At 35.0% G+C, this 18324-nt stretch carries 12 protein-coding genes and 1 pseudogene; 1 reads left to right on the plus strand and 12 read right to left on the minus strand.

What is annotated here, in order from left to right:
* The 12 genes and pseudogenes from ACIDC4_RS24215 to ACIDC4_RS24270 form a co-directional block, all read right to left on the minus strand.
* Positions 1–2193, minus strand: a pseudogene (locus tag ACIDC4_RS24215) (hypothetical protein); the annotation flags it as partial.
* A 495-nt stretch (positions 2194–2688) separates the two neighbouring features.
* Positions 2689–3615, minus strand: a complete 927-nt coding sequence (queG, locus tag ACIDC4_RS24220; protein ID WP_412045603.1) for a tRNA epoxyqueuosine(34) reductase QueG — start codon at positions 3613–3615, stop codon at positions 2689–2691.
* Positions 3612–4958, minus strand: a complete 1347-nt coding sequence (locus ACIDC4_RS24225) for a cytochrome P450 (RefSeq protein ID WP_412045602.1) — start codon at positions 4956–4958, stop codon at positions 3612–3614. Before ACIDC4_RS24225 ends, queG begins: the two co-directional genes overlap by 4 nt.
* A gap of 11 nt (positions 4959–4969) precedes the next feature.
* Positions 4970–5992 (minus strand): Holliday junction branch migration DNA helicase RuvB, encoded by a 1023-nt coding sequence (ruvB, locus tag ACIDC4_RS24230; RefSeq protein ID WP_412045601.1) that lies wholly within the window; start codon positions 5990–5992, stop codon positions 4970–4972.
* 218 nt (positions 5993–6210) lie between these two features.
* A complete protein-coding gene (locus ACIDC4_RS24235; protein ID WP_065448000.1) occupies positions 6211–8013 on the minus strand; it encodes a cytochrome c oxidase subunit I in 1803 nt (600 codons plus the stop codon).
* Between the two features lie 31 nt (positions 8014–8044).
* Positions 8045–9229: a cytochrome c oxidase subunit II gene (locus ACIDC4_RS24240; RefSeq protein ID WP_412045600.1), complete on the minus strand. Its 1185-nt coding sequence runs from the start codon at positions 9227–9229 to the stop codon at positions 8045–8047.
* Between the two features lie 19 nt (positions 9230–9248).
* Positions 9249–10643, minus strand: a complete 1395-nt coding sequence (locus tag ACIDC4_RS24245; RefSeq protein ID WP_412045599.1) for a quinol:cytochrome C oxidoreductase — start codon at positions 10641–10643, stop codon at positions 9249–9251.
* 27 nt (positions 10644–10670) lie between these two features.
* Positions 10671–11216 carry a c-type cytochrome gene (locus tag ACIDC4_RS24250; RefSeq protein WP_065448004.1) on the minus strand — a complete coding sequence of 182 codons (546 nt, stop codon included), beginning with the start codon at positions 11214–11216 and terminating at the stop codon, positions 10671–10673.
* Between the two features lie 8 nt (positions 11217–11224).
* Positions 11225–11749, minus strand: a complete 525-nt coding sequence (locus tag ACIDC4_RS24255) for a DUF3341 domain-containing protein (RefSeq protein ID WP_056245298.1) — start codon at positions 11747–11749, stop codon at positions 11225–11227.
* Positions 11742–13142: an NrfD/PsrC family molybdoenzyme membrane anchor subunit gene (gene nrfD, locus ACIDC4_RS24260; RefSeq protein ID WP_055096849.1), complete on the minus strand. Its 1401-nt coding sequence runs from the start codon at positions 13140–13142 to the stop codon at positions 11742–11744. Before nrfD ends, ACIDC4_RS24255 begins: the two co-directional genes overlap by 8 nt.
* Positions 13143–13176: 34 nt before the next feature.
* Complete coding sequence (locus tag ACIDC4_RS24265) at positions 13177–16242, minus strand: TAT-variant-translocated molybdopterin oxidoreductase (RefSeq protein ID WP_412045598.1); 3066 nt, start codon at positions 16240–16242, stop codon at positions 13177–13179.
* A gap of 32 nt (positions 16243–16274) precedes the next feature.
* On the minus strand, positions 16275–17603 hold the full coding sequence (locus ACIDC4_RS24270; RefSeq protein ID WP_412045597.1) for a cytochrome c3 family protein: 1329 nt from the start codon (positions 17601–17603) through the stop codon (positions 16275–16277).
* Between the two features lie 219 nt (positions 17604–17822).
* Between ACIDC4_RS24270 and ACIDC4_RS24275 the strand changes: the two genes are divergently transcribed.
* Positions 17823–18212 (plus strand): SPOR domain-containing protein, encoded by a 390-nt coding sequence (locus tag ACIDC4_RS24275; RefSeq protein ID WP_065448010.1) that lies wholly within the window; start codon positions 17823–17825, stop codon positions 18210–18212.
* Positions 18213–18324 lie beyond the last annotated feature (112 nt).

Below are 18324 nucleotides of genomic sequence, written 5' to 3' on the forward strand. Positions count from 1 at the left end.
CGTGTTATTGGTAGCGGTAATCGCATAAGAAGTTCCTGTAATTCCTCCCGTGATTACTCCGCCTGCTCCTACCAACAATCCTGTTGGGGTTGAAGTATAAGTCAGGTTTGAATCGTAAACACTTAAAATATTACTTGCCGCTGCACTACAGCTTTCGGCTGTTACCACAACAGTTGGCGTTGCTGGCAATGCATTTGCTGAAACTGTTGCGCTGGCTGAATTATTACCCGTCGGGTCATCAACATTAGATGATGTGATTGTTGCAGTAGTAGAATAAGATCCAGAAGCTTTAACTTTAGCTGTAATTGTAAGTACAGCACTTGCACCATTATCTAAACTAGAAATAGTCCATATACCGGTACCACTATTATAAGAAGTTCCTGTTGGCGCCACTGAAGAAACATAATCATATCCAGAAGGTAATTTGTCAGTTACAGAAACACCTTCAGCATTTGATGGTCCTGAATTTTTAGCCGTTACGGTAAAAACAACGTTTGAACCTACACACTGGCTAGGTACATCCACTTTGTTTTCGACTGCAACATCACTACAAAGTGTTACAGCGATAGGTGTCGATTGCGAGCTAATCCCACAAGACAAAGTTGAAATTACCGTATAAGAACCTGTTTTAGTAACCGTTATAGTATTAGATGTTTGCCCTGGCATGACCGTACCATTATAACGCCATTCGTATGGACTAAATCCAGCGTCCGTCGTTAATGTTGCTGATTGTTTTAAGCAATTAGTTCCATTAATATAAGTTTCCTTTGGAGGTGTTGGTTGTTGTGCAAAATTAGAAAAAAATGCCGCCATCGAATAACCACTACCTTGTTGCGCTATAGAGACTGTAAGCTTTGAATTACTAGAAATAGAAATAACATTAGGATTACCTATTTGATCTCTATTGAAATCTATTATATACCAATCAGTCGTTCCTAACTTTCGACGAGGACCTAGATTAATAGGAGTAGCGGAATTAAGAGTAACTACATCTGTTGAACTTTTTAAAAGCACATAACCAAAATAATCTAATGAATTACTAGTATACCCTAAAAAAGAAGATGTTTCAACAAAAACAGACCCACCACAAGCCGATACCGGGGCAATTGTCGATATATCAACTTCACAAGTCTGCCCAGTACCAGAATAAACTGCCACATTATTATTAGCTAAAATTCTTGATGATGTAAATTGATTTCCGGAAACACCATTTTTAAAAGTATGAAAACTACCTGCATTAGGTAAGTTTATCGTTATTGGCGACCCTGATATTTCTGCACCTGTAGTCGCATCAAAAGTATTTATTGTTAGTACTGTACCAGGTTTGGTTGCTACAACAGTAGTCTGCTCTGTAGTATCATTACCTTTTCCTCTTTCAATGAAATATTCCGTACCCAAAACAGATACTGGGGGCAATTGATCAAAAGTTCCATCTCCGCATCCTCCAGGCACATCTATTCTCATACCTGTATTCATTACAACAGGTCCGCCCGATGACTCAACTAAGTCACCTATATCTGCATTAAATAAATAACTTTCTCCAGCTTTTAACGTTGTTAAGAGAGCTCCTTTTAATTTTACTTGTGTACCATCATTAATCGCCATAACACTGTAAATAGGTCGATCAGTAGCTGTAGCAGATGTAACATTACGATAATATCCAACCCTAAATTCTACTCCAATCCCTGCATCTCCAAAACTAGTTAATGAGGCATTTCCTTTAATTTTATCATCTCCACCACCACCTATGGCGTCAGATGCGACATTTCTTAAATTTACTGAAACTAAATCTTTACCAGTACCAGTATCAACAGTTGTCACTATAAGTCCTCTATTATCATAAACTTTACCAAGAAGGTTATATCCTAAAGCATCAGTATTAGGATCTCCTACAAATCTATAAACAGCAGGAGCCCCTTTTATAGTTGATAATTGAGTATTATCTACTGTAACGCCATTTTTTGTTAAAGGGACTAAATCACCCTTACTTGTCGTTATAGTAAATTTTACAGCAACAGTAGAATTAGTTGCGATTACAATTTCATTTGCTCTACTTAAATACTGCCATGGTGCTGGCGCTATATAATGCTTTTTAAAGAACTGAGCCGATGCATTATAATTAATAAATAACAAAAATAAAACTAAAGAGATTAGTCTAAATAATTTAGACTGACTAAGAGTAAAGTTACGCATAGACAACTGTGAATTTAAGAATAGAAATATTGAAAACCGAAGAACCTAATTTGGTTTTCAGTATTGGAAGCAGATACGATAAAATAAGGGAAATGGATTTTGCAGATCTTAAAAAAGTAATTTTAAGATTGTCACAAAAATAAAGTAGTTTTTGCACCATAAATGTATGTCGTTCAAGACACAAAAAGTGCCTTTAGGTTAAATTAGTAGTTTTGGAGGCGCGAAAGTATGCAAACACCTAATTACTAACTACTTTAGTCGACAAACTACTTAGATAAACGTTGAATTGCACTTTTTCTCGACAAAAATTAACCTTATAATACACAAAGCTTAACTATTCGATAATAAAACAGGAGAAATTTCTTAATTTTTTGACGTATTGTCGGTTTTTAAAGAAATTCAAGATAAAAATGTAAAAATCTTACAAATACTTAAAAAAAGAAAAATTAAATATTGTGTTTAAAAGAAAGAAAAATGCATTTTCCTTTCCTAAAATCACTCTAAAAATCTTACATTTCTTTTTAAGCCATCAAATTTTGTTCTTTTGATTGGGGAGTTTTTAAAAACGGCACGGAAAGTTTCTTCCGTGATCTCAATCCAGTCTTTTTTAGAAAAAGAAAGTAGTTCCGGATTTGGATTAAATAAGGGTTCCGAATGAGGTTTCGAGAACCGATTCCAGGGACAAACATCCTGGCAAGTATCACAACCAAACATCCATTCATCAAATTTTCCTTTCATTTCGTAAGGAATATTTTCTTTGAGTTCGATCGTGTAATAAGAAATACATTTACTACCATCAACAACATGAGGAGCAACAATTGCTTGTGTAGGACAAGCATCAATACAGGCAGTACAAGAACCGCAGTGATCTGTAGTAGCATGATCATATTCTAAATCCAGATCAAGAATAAGTTCAGCAATAAAATAAAAAGAACCTACTTTTTGAGTCAGCAGGTTGCCACTTTTACCTATCCATCCTAAGCCGCTTTTAGCTGCCCAGGCACGATCTAAAACAGGTGCCGAATCCACAAAAGCACGACCGGAAACATCACCTATATTTTCCTGAATAGCATGTAAAAATTCTTTGAGTTTCTCTTTGATTACAAAATGATAATCCTGACCGTAAGCATATTTTGAGATTTTAAAACTGTCTTCACTTTGGGTTTCTTCGGGATAATAATTTAGCAAAAGCGATACCACACTTTTGGCATCATCTACTAGCAAAGTTGGATCTAAACGCTTATCAAAATAATTCTCCATATAGGCCATCTGACCATGATGATTATTATTGAGCCATTTTTCAAGACGCGGAGCTTCTTCTTCCAGAAATCCAGCTTTAGAAATTCCGCAAGAAAGAAAACCAAGGCGTTTTGCTTCTGATTTTATAAATTTCGAATATGTCTCTTTTGCATTAATGCTCATCTTTTCAAGAATGAAACTTCTACTCCAACTGGTTTTAATGTAATTAAAGGATTGAACTGAACTACATCTGTATTGGATTTAATCTCGTATTTTTTAACAATTTGCGCAATAGTCAAACACATTTCATAAATAGCAAATCCCGATCCGATGCACATTCTGGGTCCGGCACCAAAGGGATAAAAATATTGCATGGAAAGTTTTTTCTCCTCTCCAAGAAATCGTTCCGGATTAAACTCATCCGGATTTGTCCAGTATTTTGGATTTCGATGCAATTCGTAGAAGGAAACACCAATTAAAGTTTCTTTTTTTATATGATAACCGGCAAGTGTATCATCGGCAACATTTTGTCTATCGGTGATCCAGGCAGGCGGATACAAACGCATTGATTCGTTTAAAACGGCATTCGTATATGTCATTTTCTGTAACTGCTCAACAAGATTATTTGTTTGAGATTCTATTTCGATAATCTCATCAAAAACCTTTTGTTGCATGTTAGGATTTTTCGATAAAAGATAAAGCGTAAAAGTCAAAGCATTTGCCGTAGTTTCATGCCCTGCAATAAATAAAACTTTAATTTCATCTACCAACTGACTCACAGACATCCCCTCTCCCGTATCTTCATAGCGGGTTTCCAGAAGCATATTGAGCAAGTCATTAATTTCTTCTTTCGAAGTCATTCTTTCTTCAATAATTTCCTGAATAATACTATTATTTTCTTCAGCCAGTTCCAGGTGTTTTTTTACCTGGCCGCTTAATGAAAACCACCATGCTTTATGCGGAAGTCTAATTTCTTTGATCAAAAAATTCTGGACTTCTTCAATAATAAATTTTATTCTGTTTAATTTTTCGTTTGAAATCGAAAGTTGAAATAATGATTTCGCCACCACATTAAAGGCTAACTGACTCATTACAGGAAAAAGATCTATTGGCTTTTCTTCGATTAGATCTTTTAATTCTGAAGCAATAGTCTGATTCATGTTTTCGATTAACTGATTCATCTTTTGCTTATGAAACGCAGGTTGAATTAATCTTCTTTGTTTCAGCCAAAAATCTCCATCAACAGTTAAAAGTCCTTTCCCTAAATATTTTGAAAGGTATACTGATTGAAATTTAGATTTATGATAATTCTTTTGATTCTTTTGTAAAATATACTGCGCAACTTCATTATCTCTTGACAAAATGATATGTTTTGAAACACCAATTTTAAGAGAAAAAGAATCGCCCAATTGATCAAAATATCTTTTATGAAACGGAATCGGGTTTTTACGCACTCCTTCTGCATCCAGAAAGAATCTCAATATCGAAAGCCTGTTCGGGTAATTATATTTTCTATTTTCAGACATTTTGATGACAATTAAAACAATCCGCCCTGAATGTTAGTGTTTAATTTCCCTAAATGCTTATAAGCTTTATCCGTTACTTCGCGACCACGCGGCGTACGCATGATAAATCCTTCCTGAATCAAGAACGGCTCATAAACCTCTTCGATAGTTTCACTGCTTTCAGATACGGCTGTTGCCAAAGTTGAAAGTCCAACAGGTCCGCCTTTAAATTTATTGATGATGGTCGATAAGATTTTATTATCCATTTCATCCAATCCATGAGCATCTACATTAAGTGCTTTCAAAGCATAACGTGCAATTTCAAGATCGATAGTTCCGTTTCCTTTTATCTGTGCAAAATCACGTACCCTACGTAACAATGCATTTGCAATACGAGGTGTACCACGACTTCTACCTGCTATTTCTATAGCAGCATCTAAAGAGATTGGCATTCTAAGTATAGAAGAACTTCTTTCGACAATACTAGTCAAAAGTTCTGTGGTGTAATATTGTAATCGTGATGAAATCCCGAAACGGGCACGCATTGGAGCAGTCAATAATCCTGAACGCGTTGTTGCACCAATTAAAGTAAAAGGATTCAAATTGATTTGAACTGTTCTGGCATTTGGACCAGACTCGATCATAATATCAATCTTAAAATCTTCCATTGCCGAATATAAATACTCTTCGACAATTGGACTTAAACGGTGAATTTCATCAATGAACAGAACATCTCTTTCATCAAGATTAGTCAAAAGACCAGCTAAATCACCAGGCTTATCTAAAACAGGACCTGAAGTAATTTTGATTCCTACTTCAAGTTCATTCGCTAAAATATTGGCCAAAGTAGTTTTACCTAATCCGGGAGGTCCATGAAAAAGTGTATGATCAAGTGCCTCACCACGTTGATTGGCCGCGGCAACAAAAACTTTTAAATTCTCTAAAACTTGATCTTGTCCGGCAAAATCATCAAATGACAGCGGACGTAATCTTTTTTCAAGATCTAATTCTTCTGGATTGTACCCATTTGTTGTGGGATCTAGGTTCTCATTCATTTTACAAAGATAGACAAAGTAATCAGTTTGTAAAATAGATAAAATCGTAAATAAAAAAAGGAAATTCCAATACCTTAAGCTCTAACTAAAAAATTCCAAATTCCAATAATATTAACATTTTTTGGAATTTGGAATTTTAAAATATTGGAATTTCTTAATCACTTAGATATTATACAAAAAGAAAGACCATCTTTTCAGATGGTCTTTCTTAAATATTTTTAGTGGTGTAAAACTTCTTCACCTTCTTTCATTGGTACATTTTGAGGAACAAAATCTACGTCGTGATTTGGGTTACTGTAGTCATATGGCCAACGGTATACATGAGGAATTTCACCTGGCCAGTTACCGTGAATATGTTCTACCGGAGTAGTCCACTCTAATGTTGTTGATTTCCATGGATTCTGAACTGCTTTCTTACCGTAGAAAATACTACTAAAGAAGTTGTACAAGAATACTAATTGGAACGCACCTCCTACAAGAGCAAATGTTGTAATTAAAACATTCACATTTTGTAAATCATCAAATAATGGGAAGTTTGTATTTGTATAATAACGTCTTGGTAAACCAGCTAATCCGATAAAGTGCATTGGAAAGAAAACTCCGTAAGCACAAACTGCTGTTACCCAAAAGTGAATATAACCTAAGTTTTTGTTTAACATTCTTCCGTACATTTTAGGGAACCAGTGGTAAATACCAGCAAACATTCCGTAAAGTGCAGAGATACCCATTACTAAGTGAAAGTGAGCAATTACAAAGTAAGTATCGTGAACGTTAATATCTAAAGTACTATCTCCTAAGATGATTCCAGTTAAACCTCCAGTGATGAAAGTAGAAACCATTCCGATAGAGAATAACATTGCAGGGTTGAATTGTAAGTTACCTTTCCATAAAGTTGTAATCCAGTTAAACGCTTTTACAGCAGATGGAATTGCAATCAATAAAGTAGTAAAGGTAAATACAGATCCTAAGAAAGGATTCATACCCGAAATAAACATGTGGTGACCCCAAACAATTGTAGATAAAAATGCAATTGCAAGAACTGACATAATCATCGCTCTGTATCCAAAGATTGGTTTACGAGAGTTCGTAGCCATAATTTCAGAAACAAGACCCATTGCTGGCAAGATTACGATATAAACCTCAGGGTGTCCTAAGAACCAGAATAAGTGCTCAAACAATACTGGAGAACCTCCTTGGTAATGTAAAACCTCTCCTGCGATATAAATATCAGATAAGAAGAATGATGTACCAAAACTTCTATCAAAAATCAATAATAAAGCTGCAGATAACAATACCGGGAAAGAGATAACACCAATAATCGCTGTTACGAAAAATGTCCAGATTGTAAGTGGAAGTCTAGTCATAGACATTCCTTTAGTTCTTAAGTTGATAACAGTTACGATGTAATTTAAAGATCCCATTAAAGAAGATGCAATAAAAATAGCCATAGAAACTAACCATAAAGTCATACCTGTTCCAGAACCTGGAATCGCTTGTGGTAAAGCACTTAATGGAGGATAAATTGTCCAACCTGCAGAAGCTGGTCCAGCTTCAACAAATAAAGAAGATAACATAATTACAGCAGACAAGAAGAACAACCAGTATGAAATCATGTTCATGAATCCAGAAGCCATATCTCTTGCTCCAATTTGAAGTGGAATAAGTAAGTTACTAAAAGTACCACTTAAACCAGCCGTTAGTACAAAGAATACCATGATGGTACCGTGAATTGTTACTAAAGCCAAATAAATATCATTTGCCATTACACCATCAGGTGCAAATTTATCTCCTAATAAAACATTAAAGATTTTAAAAGACTCCTCTGGCCATGCTAATTGCATTCTAAAAAGCAAGGACATTGCAATACCAATAATACCCATGATAATACCGGTAATTAAGTATTGCTTAGCAATCATTTTATGATCAATACTAAAAATGTATTTAGTAATGAACGTTTCTTTATGATGATGTTCGTGCTCGTGATCGTGTCCGTGATCGTGACCGTGCGCTTCTGCTGACATATATGTGTACTTTAAATTTTCTTAATAAATATTATTTCATAGCAACTTTAGCTATAGCTGCTTTAACAGTATCAATTACCGCTTTAACAGTATCTTTAGCTGTACTATCTGTAGTAGCTTTTGCTCCTTCAGCCGGTGCTTTAGCAGCTGCTGCCGCTTTAATATCCTGAGCTAAAGTAGTTTTTTCGCTTAACCATTTTTTATAATCTTCCGGAGTATCAACAACAACTTTCATTTGCATGTTGTAGTGAGAAGCTCCACAAATTTTATTACATAATAATAAATAATCAAATGTATAAGGATCTAAAGCTGTACCTCCTTTAGCAACTAACTCAACGCTTTTTTCAGCTCTAAGTTTGTTGATATTTGCAACTTTTTCCACCATAAAAGGCAACTCTCTGTATTCAGCAGTTGTATAAGTTGGAATAAAAGCAAACTCAGTAACCATTCCGGGAACACAGTTCATTTGCGCTCTAAAGTGAGGCATATAAGCTGAGTGTAATACGTCTTGAGAACGCATTTTGAAATGTACTTTTTTACCTTTTGGAATATGTAATTCAGAAACTACAATATCATCAGCCGAGTTTTTATCAGACATATCTACACCTAAAGTATTGATACCTTCGATCAAACGAACGTTAGCTTTTCCTAAAACATTATCATTACCAGCATATCTTGCAGTCCATTTGAACTGTTGTGCGTATAATTCAATTTCAATTACATCCTCGTCCTTATCAACGAACATAATGTTATTCCATGCATACAATCCGTAAAGAATTAAACAAGCCAAAACTACAGATGGAATAATACTCCAAATTGCTTCTAATTTATTACTATCAGCAAAGAATAATGCTTTTTTATCTTTGTGTCCTCTGTTTTTAAAAGAAAACCAGTACAATAAACCTTGTGTAATAAACTGTACTACAAAAATTAAAACCCATGTAATATTCATTAAGTTATCTACCAAAAGTCCATGCTCAGAAGCAGGAGTATGAAGTGCTAAATTACCCCATTTAAGTAAACCGTAAATTGTAAATATATATATGAAAGCTAAAAAGCCAAACATAACATATCCCTGAATATTATTATCATTATCTGATGCAACTTGAGAATCGTCCGAAGAAGATCCCACTTGAGTAAGATCAAATATCTTGGTCAATTGCCATAATGCAACTGCTAATAAAACTAAAACTATAATTACCAACAAACTTGTCATCTGTTTACTTCTTTAAATATTAATAATGAAAATGTTTACTTTCTTCAATGAAAGGATTTCTTTTTGCTAACAAAGGAGCTTTAGTTAATGCAGTAAACACTACAAAAATAAACAAACCTAAGAAGAAAAGTATAGATGCAATTTCAGAAACTCCAATAAACCATTTATCTCCAACTGTACCAGGCATAATCATATTAAAGAAATCTACATAGTGACCTAGTAAGATAACAACACCAGCCATTACAATTACCCAGCTAAGACGTTTAAAGTCTGTATTGATTAATATTAATAATGGGAACACAAAGTTCATAACTACAGCACCAAAGAATGGCAGATTGTATAATTGAATTCTTGTTACGAAGTATGTTACCTCTTCAGGAATATTAGCATACCAGATTAACATGAATTGAGAGAACCATAAATAAGTCCAGAAAACACTAATACCAAACATGAATTTTGCTAAATCGTGAATATGGCTTGTATTTACATATTCTAAATATCCTTTAGATTTTAAATATACAGTAACTAATGCGATTGCAGTAATACCACTTACAAAGAAAGATGCGAAAACATACCATCCAAATAAAGTACTGAACCAGTGTGGATCAAATGACATAATCCAGTCCCAAGACATAATAGACTCAGAAACGATAAAGAATACTAAGAAACCAGCAGTTAACTTGAAATTCTTTTTGTAGTATAGATCATCATTAGCTTCATCCTGAGCTAAACAGTTTTTTCTAGATTGGTAACGGTATAAATTCCATCCTACTAAAAAGATAGCAGCTCTGATAATCCAGAAAGTAAAGTTTAAATAACCTGCTTTCCCAGCAATAATTTTATCATAATTTGGACTATTAGGATCTGTAACTCCTTCTCCTAACCAAACAAATATATGATTAAAATGTAATCCGCAAAGAATTAAAATAATAAAGAAAATAATAGAACCTATTGGTAAATAAGCCGTTATTCCCTGCATAACTCTAAACAAAACCGGAGACCAACCTGCCTGAGCAACTTGTTGAATAGCATAAAATGCTAAAGTTCCCATAGAAAGAAGTAAGAAGAAAATACATGCAACATATAAAGCTGACCAAGGCTTATTTTGCAATTGGTGCAATACATGTGTTAAATGTTTTTCGTGCTCATCAGCAGCATTAACCTTTGCATGCTCGCCACCTTTGTGCGAATCATGAGAAGCTTCGGCAGCTTCGTGATGTCCAGCTTCTTGATGTGAAGTTTCTGCTGTTGCTTCATGTGCAGCACCATGAGAACCATGCTCATCCGCAGCTAGAATTTTTTCAACTTCTTGAATATCTTTAGGAGCAGTTAAAAAACCATATCCAATTCCTAATATACCAAGGGCCATTAGGATGATAGAAAAAGTTTTTAATTTACTTGAAAATGTATACATATCTATTACGATCAGTTTGTTCAACAATTATAATTGGCTTTTTAGTTTTAGAACATAGTCAGCAACTAACCAACGTTCGTGGGCACTTAATTGATTTGCATGTGAACCCATTGCATTTAAACCATAAGTTTCAACGTGAAAGATACTTCCTTCAGTGATTTCTCTGTCTTTATAGCTAGGTACTCCAAGAAATTTTTCTCTTTCAACCAATTTACCTTTACCGTTTCCAGTTGCACCATGACAACTAATACAGTAAATTTCGAAAAGTTCTTTTCCTTTTCCAGAATTTCTTTCGATAGAATCCAAAGGTGATTTCAAATTAGCTTTAGCCAATTCATAACCAGCAGTTGAATTTTCATATTCATAAGGTTCAAAACCTCTATTGATACTTCCTTCTGCAGGAAGTTGTCCTTCTTTTCCACCCTTGAATATTTTTGCCTCAGAATATGGCTCATATGCCAAAGACTCATACATATTAGGGAAATACTGATAGTTTGGTGCCGAAGTATTGTGGCATGATGAAACTAAAATAGTTATACCAACTAAAAGTGTTATTTTATATATCCTTTTCATAGCTACAATTAATTCTTTTCAATTACTTTAACTTCAACAGCTCCTGTACCTTCAAAAAAAGAAACTAGTTCTGCTTCGTTATCATTTACGGCAACTTCCATTAAAAAATGGTCATCTGTTGTTCTTACATCAGGATTCTCAGCTTGTTTGAATGGCCATAATCTACTTCTCATATAAAAAGTAATAACCATTAAGTGAGCAGCAAAAAATACTGTCATTTCAAACATAATTGGCACAAATGCAGGCATATTCTGAATGAAACTAAAACTTGGTTTTCCACCAATATCTTGTGGCCAGTCATGAATCATGATATAACTCATCATGGTTGTTGCAACAGATATACCAACACATCCGTATAAGAAAGCACAAATTGCTAATCTTGTTGGTGCTAAACCCATAGCTTTATCCAATCCGTGAACTGGGAATGGAGTAAAAACCTCTTCAATATGATGATGAGCAGCTCTGGTTTTCTTTACTGCATCCATCAAAATATCATCGTCATTATAAATGGCGTATATTACTTTATTACTCATGATGTGTATCTTTATTTGCTCTTTCTCTAATGTAATTATCTCCTGTTCCTTTCAAAATTGTTTTAACCTCTGCCTGAGCAATTACAGGGAATGTTCTAGAGTATAACAAAAACAATACGAAGAAGAAACCAATCGTTCCGATGAAAATTCCAATATCAACAAATGTTGGTGAGAACATTGTCCAAGAAGATGGAAGGTAATCTCTATGTAAAGAAGTAACAATAATTACGAATCTTTCAAACCACATTCCGATGTTTACAACAATCGAAATAATAAATGAAAACATGATACTTGTTCTTAATTTCTTGAACCACATAAATTGTGGAGAGAAAACGTTACAAGTCATCATTGACCAATATGCCCACCAGTAAGGTCCGGTAGCTCTGTTCAAGAACGCATATTGCTCATACTCTACTCCTGAATACCAAGCTACGAATAACTCAGTGATATACGCCACCCCTACGATAGAACCTGTAATCATGATTACAATATTCATTAACTCGATATGTTGTAGTGTAATATATGCTTCAAGGTTAGAAACTTTTCTCATAACGATCAACAAGGTGTTTACCATTGCGAATCCTGAGAATACCGCTCCTGCAACGAAGTACGGAGGGAAGATTGTTGTATGCCATCCAGGGATTACAGAAGTAGCAAAGTCCATCGATACAATCGTGTGTACAGAAAGTACAAGAGGAGTAGCCAAACCGGCTAATACTAATGATACTTCTTCAAAACGCTGCCAGTCTTTAGCTCTACCACTCCATCCAAAACTTAGGATAGAATATACTCGTTTATTAAAAGGTGTTATTGCTCTATCACGTAGCATTGCAAAGTCAGGTAATAAACCAGTCCACCAAAAAACTAATGATACTGAAAGATACGTTGAAATCGCGAAAACGTCCCAAAGCAATGGTGAGTTAAAGTTTACCCATAATGATCCAAACTGATTTGGAATAGGTAAAACCCAGTATGCTAACCATGGACGTCCCATGTGAATAATTGGAAATAAACCTGCCTGAACTACCGAGAAGATAGTCATAGCTTCTGCAGAACGGTTAATCGCCATTCTCCAACGTTGACGGAAAAGTAATAATACCGCAGAAATTAATGTTCCGGCGTGACCAATACCAACCCACCAAACGAAGTTCGTGATATCCCAGGCCCAACCAACTGTTTTATTTAATCCCCATGTTCCAATACCGGTAGATACGGTGTAAATTATACAACCTAACCCCCAAAGGAAGGCTATTAATGCGATTGAAAATACAATCCACCAATGTTTGTTTGCCGGACCTTCAACAGGTGCAGCTACATCTACAGTTACATCGTGATAAGATTTATCACCTATAACTAAAGGTTTTCTAATGGGTGCTTCGTAGTGAGACGACATAATCCTTTATATGTTTCTTAATTAATAATTTATTCTAAGTATTTCTAACTTTAACGTGGTAAACCACATTAGGTTTTGTTCCAACATGCTCTAATAAGTGGTATGATCTATCATCAGCAGCTAATTTAGCCACTTTACTTTCAGCATCATTAACATCACCAAATATCATTGCTCCAGAAGAACAAGCATTTGAACATGCTGTCTGGAATTCACCATCAGCAACCGGACGACCTTCATTTTTAGCTTTTAGCTTAGTCGCCTGTGTCATTTGAATACACATAGAACATTTTTCCATAACTCCACGAGAACGAACGTTTACATCTGGATTTAATACCATACGTCCTAAATCATCATTCATGTGGTAATCGAATTCACTGTTTTTGTTGTACAAGAACCAGTTGAAACGACGTACTTTATACGGACAGTTGTTTGCACAGTAACGAGTACCAACACATCTGTTGTATGCCATATGATTTTGACCTTCACGACCGTGAGATGTTGCAGCAACCGGACAAACTGTTTCACACGGTGCGTGGTTACAGTGTTGACACATTACTGGCTGGAAAGATACTTGTGGATTATCTCCAGGTTTTTCCATTTCATTAAATGTAGATAATGAACTAGACAAACCAGCGATATTCTCTTTTCTTTCGTTATCACCTTCAAAAGTACTTTCAGAAGAATAATATCTGTCAATACGCAACCAGTGCATATCACGGCTTCTTCTTACTTCTGCTTTACCTACAACTGGTACGTTGTTTTCAGCGTGACATGCAATTACACATGCTCCACAACCTGTACAAGCGTTTAAGTCAATCGAAAGGTTAAAGTGATGTCCTGTAGAACGATCAAATGATTCCCATAAATCGACAGTTGTAGCTTTTACTTCTTCGTGATCTAAAGATACCATTGGTTGTTCGTTCCAATGTTCCGGATCCTCAGAGTTAAAAGTTTTTAGAGAAGTTTCTTTAATGATATCTCCTCTTCCCATTAATGTTTTCTGTCCCTGAACACAAGCAAACTCATGAACTCCATTTGCTTTCACAATAGAAACAGACTGAACACTATTGAAATTTTTATATAAAGCATAGGCATTTAAACCTACCTGCATTTCATCTTTTAAAGCCGCTTTACGACCATAACCTAATGCTAAACCAACTGTACCAACAGCTTGTCCTGGCTGAACAATTACCGGTACGTTTTCTAATTTTAAACCATCAGCAGTAGTAATTGTAGCATAACTTCCGTTTAAACCTCCGTTAGCAACAATTTCATTTGTTAGGCCTAATTTTTTAGCATCAGCATTCGAAACAGTAACATAGTTATCCCATGAAACTCTCGTAATTGGATCAGGGAACTCTTGCAACCAAGGATTGTTTGCTTGTTGTCCGTCACCCATACCTGTTTTAGTATATAATACTAATTCGAAATCTCCAGCAGATTTTGATTTTGCAACAGCACTTGCTGCAGTAGCATAATCAACAGATCCTGCAGATAACGCAGATGAACCAATAACAAAAACACCATCATGTAAAACTTTGTTCCAAGATGAACCTACGATAATTGAAGCTGAACTAGCTTTGATATAATCATAGAAATTTCCAGGAGTTCCGTTTAATGATAATAAAACGTCTTGAAATTGTTTTGTATTAAAGATAGGACGAATAGTTGGCTGAGTCAAACTATAAGTTCCTTTTGTAAGTACAACATCTCCCCAAGCCTCTAAATAGTGAGGTGCCGGAGCAGCAATTGTAGTTATAGATGCAGTTTCATCTTCTTTTAAAGAAAAAGCCACTGACGTTTTTACTTTTTTCAATCCAGATACAAAAGAAGCTGAATCAGCTAAAGTGTAAACCGGATTAATTCCGCTCATGATTAAAGTATGAACACTTCCAGCATTCATGTCTTTGATCAATTGAGATACAACTGCATTAGATCCTTTTCTAATTTGTCTTGTACCAACTGTATTAAAAGCTTCACTAGCCAACACCTGGTTGATAGCCAAAACTAATAATTGAGCATTTTTATCTTCAAGTCCTGAAACTAAAACTCCTTTAGCACCTGCAAGTTTTAAATCATGAATAGCTTTGGCTACTTCAGGTTTAAACTTAGAATCTAAAGAATTAGCAACAGAAGAACCTGTAATATTATTATAAATCTCTACTAAAGCTTGTTTTTGATTTGCGATACTCATAGGAATACGCTTATCAGCAGCAGCTCCAGACAATGTCATGTTTGATTCGAACTGAAAGTGACGAGACATTTTTTTAGATCCCGTAGTTCCTGAAGGAATTCTACCTTGTGCATATCCTGCATCATATCCACCACCTTGCCAATCTCCTAAGAAATCAGCACCAACAGAAACGATTACAGCAGCTTTTGAGAAATCATAATCAACAAGAGCTCTTTCACCATATACTGTTTCGAATGCATCTAATGCGTCAGATGAAGAAACTGCATCATAAACAACATGTTTTGCATTAGGGTTTTTAGCGATAAATTCACCAATTAATTTTTCAGTAGATGGACTCGCCAAAGTATTTGTCAACAATACCACTTGTCCGCCTTTTGCTTTTGCTTCAGCAAGACTTGATTTTATTCTCAAATCAACAGCAGACCAGCTACCATTTTTTCCGTCCAATTTAGGTTCTTTCAAACGCATACTGTCATATAATGACAGGATAGACGCATGAATTCTAGCATTGGCTGAAAACTTAGATCCAGAAATAGTATTGTTATCAATTTTAATTGGACGACCCTCACGAGTTTTTACTAATAAGTTAGCAAAATCAAAACCATCAAAAACAGTTGTTGCATAATAATCAGCAACACCAGGAATGATTTGTTCTGGTTGTAAAACATATGGTATAGACTTGTGAACAGGACCTTCGCAGGCAGCAAGCGTAACCGCTGCAGTACTAAATCCTACGTACTTTAAAAAGTCACGACGTGAAGTTCCAGATTGAGCTAAAGCATCTGCATTTCCTAAGAATTCTTCAGTAGGAATTTCTTCAACAAATTCGTTATTTCTAAGCGCCTCAACAATAGAACTATTCTCTAGTTCTTCAACACTTTTCCAGTATTTTTTGTTTGATGACATTGTATATAAATATTAAAATCTTAATAATTCGATTAATAGTGGCATTTACCGCATTCTAAACCTCCCATTTGCGCTGCAGTCAATTTTTCTACACCGTATTTTTTAGAAAGTTCAGCATGAATTTTATCATAGTAAGCATTACCTTCCATCTTAACATCAGTTTTTCTATGGCAATCAATACACCATCCCATTGTTAATTTAGAATATTGCTTCATGATCTCAAATTCCTGCACTGGACCGTGACAAGTTTGACATTCAACTCCTGCAACATTAACGTGTTGAGAGTGGTTGAAGTAAACAAAATCAGGAAGATTATGAATACGAACCCATTTTACAGGCTGCGTTTTTCCAGTATACTCCTGCTTAGCCTTATCCCAGCCAACAGCATCATATAATTTCTGGATTTGAGCATCGTAAAATGCTTTGCTGTACTCAGGAGTAGCAGTAGTTTCAGCAACTTCAGAAATATTTTTATGACAGTTCATACAAACATTCAAAGATGGAATACCAGCTGTTTTACTCACACGAGCAGCAGAGTGACAATATTTACAATTGATTTCGTTATCACCAGCGTGAATTTTATGAGAATAGTGAATTGGCTGAATTGGCTCATAATTTTGATCAACACCTACTTGCATCAAGTATGCATAAACAAAATAACCACTTGCCAACAACAAGAATATAGAAGTAACTAAAACCAGGAATTGGTTTTTAGCGAAAGCTTTCCAGATTGGAGTTCTCGCTTCTTTTGGAGCAACTACAATACCATTATTACTTGCTACTTTAGTCAACACTTTGTTCACCATGAACAACATCACTACTAAAATAGCCATTACAAGAGCAAGCGCTCCTAAAATAATGTTATTTGAAATTCCGCCACCTTCAACTTTTCCTCCAGGAGGAACAGTTCCAGCAGCACCAGGAGCAGGCTCAGCTTTTACTTCAGAAGTATAAGCAATAATGTTGTCAATATCACCTGTTGATAATTGAGGAAAAGAAGTCATTACTGACTTGTTGTGCTCTTCAAATAATTTAACTGCAACAGGATCCCCTGATTTAATCATTTCAGAGCTGTTATGCACCCACTTGTAAATCCATGCCATATCGTGTTTGGCAGCAACCCCTCTTAGGGCCGGACCTGTTGACTTAGCATCTAATTTGTGACATGCAGCGCAATTTGCATTAAAAAGTTCTTTCCCTTTTACTGGATCACCACCTGCAGCAGCAGCCGGAGCAGCAGCTTCAGGCGCCGCCGGAGCAGCAGCTTCTTGAGCAAATGAAGTTAGGGAGAAAATTAACGTTAGCGATAAGCTAAGTAATAATTTTCTTGAGATCGAATTATGGTTACCCACCTTTTTCATATAGTATAATAATTATCTACTAATTTTTGGTATGATTTTTTCTATATCAAATCAACGAAAAACTAATACCTTCTTTTAAAACTTGCACAAAAATACGACTTATGAACTATTCTCAAAACCTTAAAATACTCTTAAATATCAATTTATATCAATTCTAAATAATATTAAAATTTTATATACAAACTTTAAATAGTAATTTCGCGTAAAAACCATCACATTATGAGAATTTTAACCCCTTCAAAAAGAGTTTTCTTAACATTAACAATGATCACTTTAGCATATAATATTCATGCTCAAGACCAAAATTTAATAGTAAATCAAGATCCCAAATTTGAGCAATTATTGAGTGAAAAACGAAAAATTAACACGTCAATAAATACAAACGATACTTACAAAATTCAAATCTTTAGCGGTAAAAGCGAAGAAGCAAAGAAAACGTTATCGGATTTTAAAAGAGAATTTAGTGCTATTGATGGAACAATAATTTTCAATACACCAAACTACAAAGTAATGGTAGGGAATTTCAAAACAAGAATAGAGGCTGAACGTAATTTAGCCGACATTAAAAAGAGATTTAAAAGTGTCTTTTTAATCAAACCAGGCAAGTAAAAGCAATTATGAAACATAAAAAAAGCGAGATTATATCTCGCTTTTTTTATGTTTTAAAAACCAGGGAATAGAAAATTTCCACTAACAAGAGAAAAACAACTCAATCCTTAAT

Origin of the sequence: Flavobacterium sp. C3NV (genome assembly GCF_046825355.2) — a bacterium.
Classification (GTDB): Bacteria; Bacteroidota; Bacteroidia; order Flavobacteriales; family Flavobacteriaceae; genus Flavobacterium.

Bases quoted from the DNA above. Each gene is read 5' to 3' on its own strand.
- ACIDC4_RS24225 (WP_412045602.1), bottom strand. From the start codon at position 4,958: ATGTCTGAAAATAGAAAATATAATTACCCGAACAGGCTTTCGATATTG.
- queG (WP_412045603.1), bottom strand. From the start codon at position 3,615: ATGAGCATTAATGCAAAAGAGACATATTCGAAATTTATAAAATCAGAA.
- ACIDC4_RS24235 (WP_065448000.1), bottom strand. From the start codon at position 8,013: ATGTCAGCAGAAGCGCACGGTCACGATCACGGACACGATCACGAGCAC.
- ACIDC4_RS24265 (WP_412045598.1), bottom strand. From the start codon at position 16,242: ATGTCATCAAACAAAAAATACTGGAAAAGTGTTGAAGAACTAGAGAAT.
- ACIDC4_RS24275 (WP_065448010.1), top strand. From the start codon at position 17,823: ATGAGAATTTTAACCCCTTCAAAAAGAGTTTTCTTAACATTAACAATG.
- ACIDC4_RS24270 (WP_412045597.1), bottom strand. From the start codon at position 17,603: ATGAAAAAGGTGGGTAACCATAATTCGATCTCAAGAAAATTATTACTT.
- nrfD (WP_055096849.1), bottom strand. From the start codon at position 13,142: ATGTCGTCTCACTACGAAGCACCCATTAGAAAACCTTTAGTTATAGGT.
- ACIDC4_RS24245 (WP_412045599.1), bottom strand. From the start codon at position 10,643: ATGTATACATTTTCAAGTAAATTAAAAACTTTTTCTATCATCCTAATG.
- ruvB (WP_412045601.1), bottom strand. From the start codon at position 5,992: ATGAATGAGAACCTAGATCCCACAACAAATGGGTACAATCCAGAAGAA.
- ACIDC4_RS24240 (WP_412045600.1), bottom strand. From the start codon at position 9,229: ATGACAAGTTTGTTGGTAATTATAGTTTTAGTTTTATTAGCAGTTGCA.
- ACIDC4_RS24255 (WP_056245298.1), bottom strand. From the start codon at position 11,749: ATGAGTAATAAAGTAATATACGCCATTTATAATGACGATGATATTTTG.
- ACIDC4_RS24250 (WP_065448004.1), bottom strand. From the start codon at position 11,216: ATGAAAAGGATATATAAAATAACACTTTTAGTTGGTATAACTATTTTA.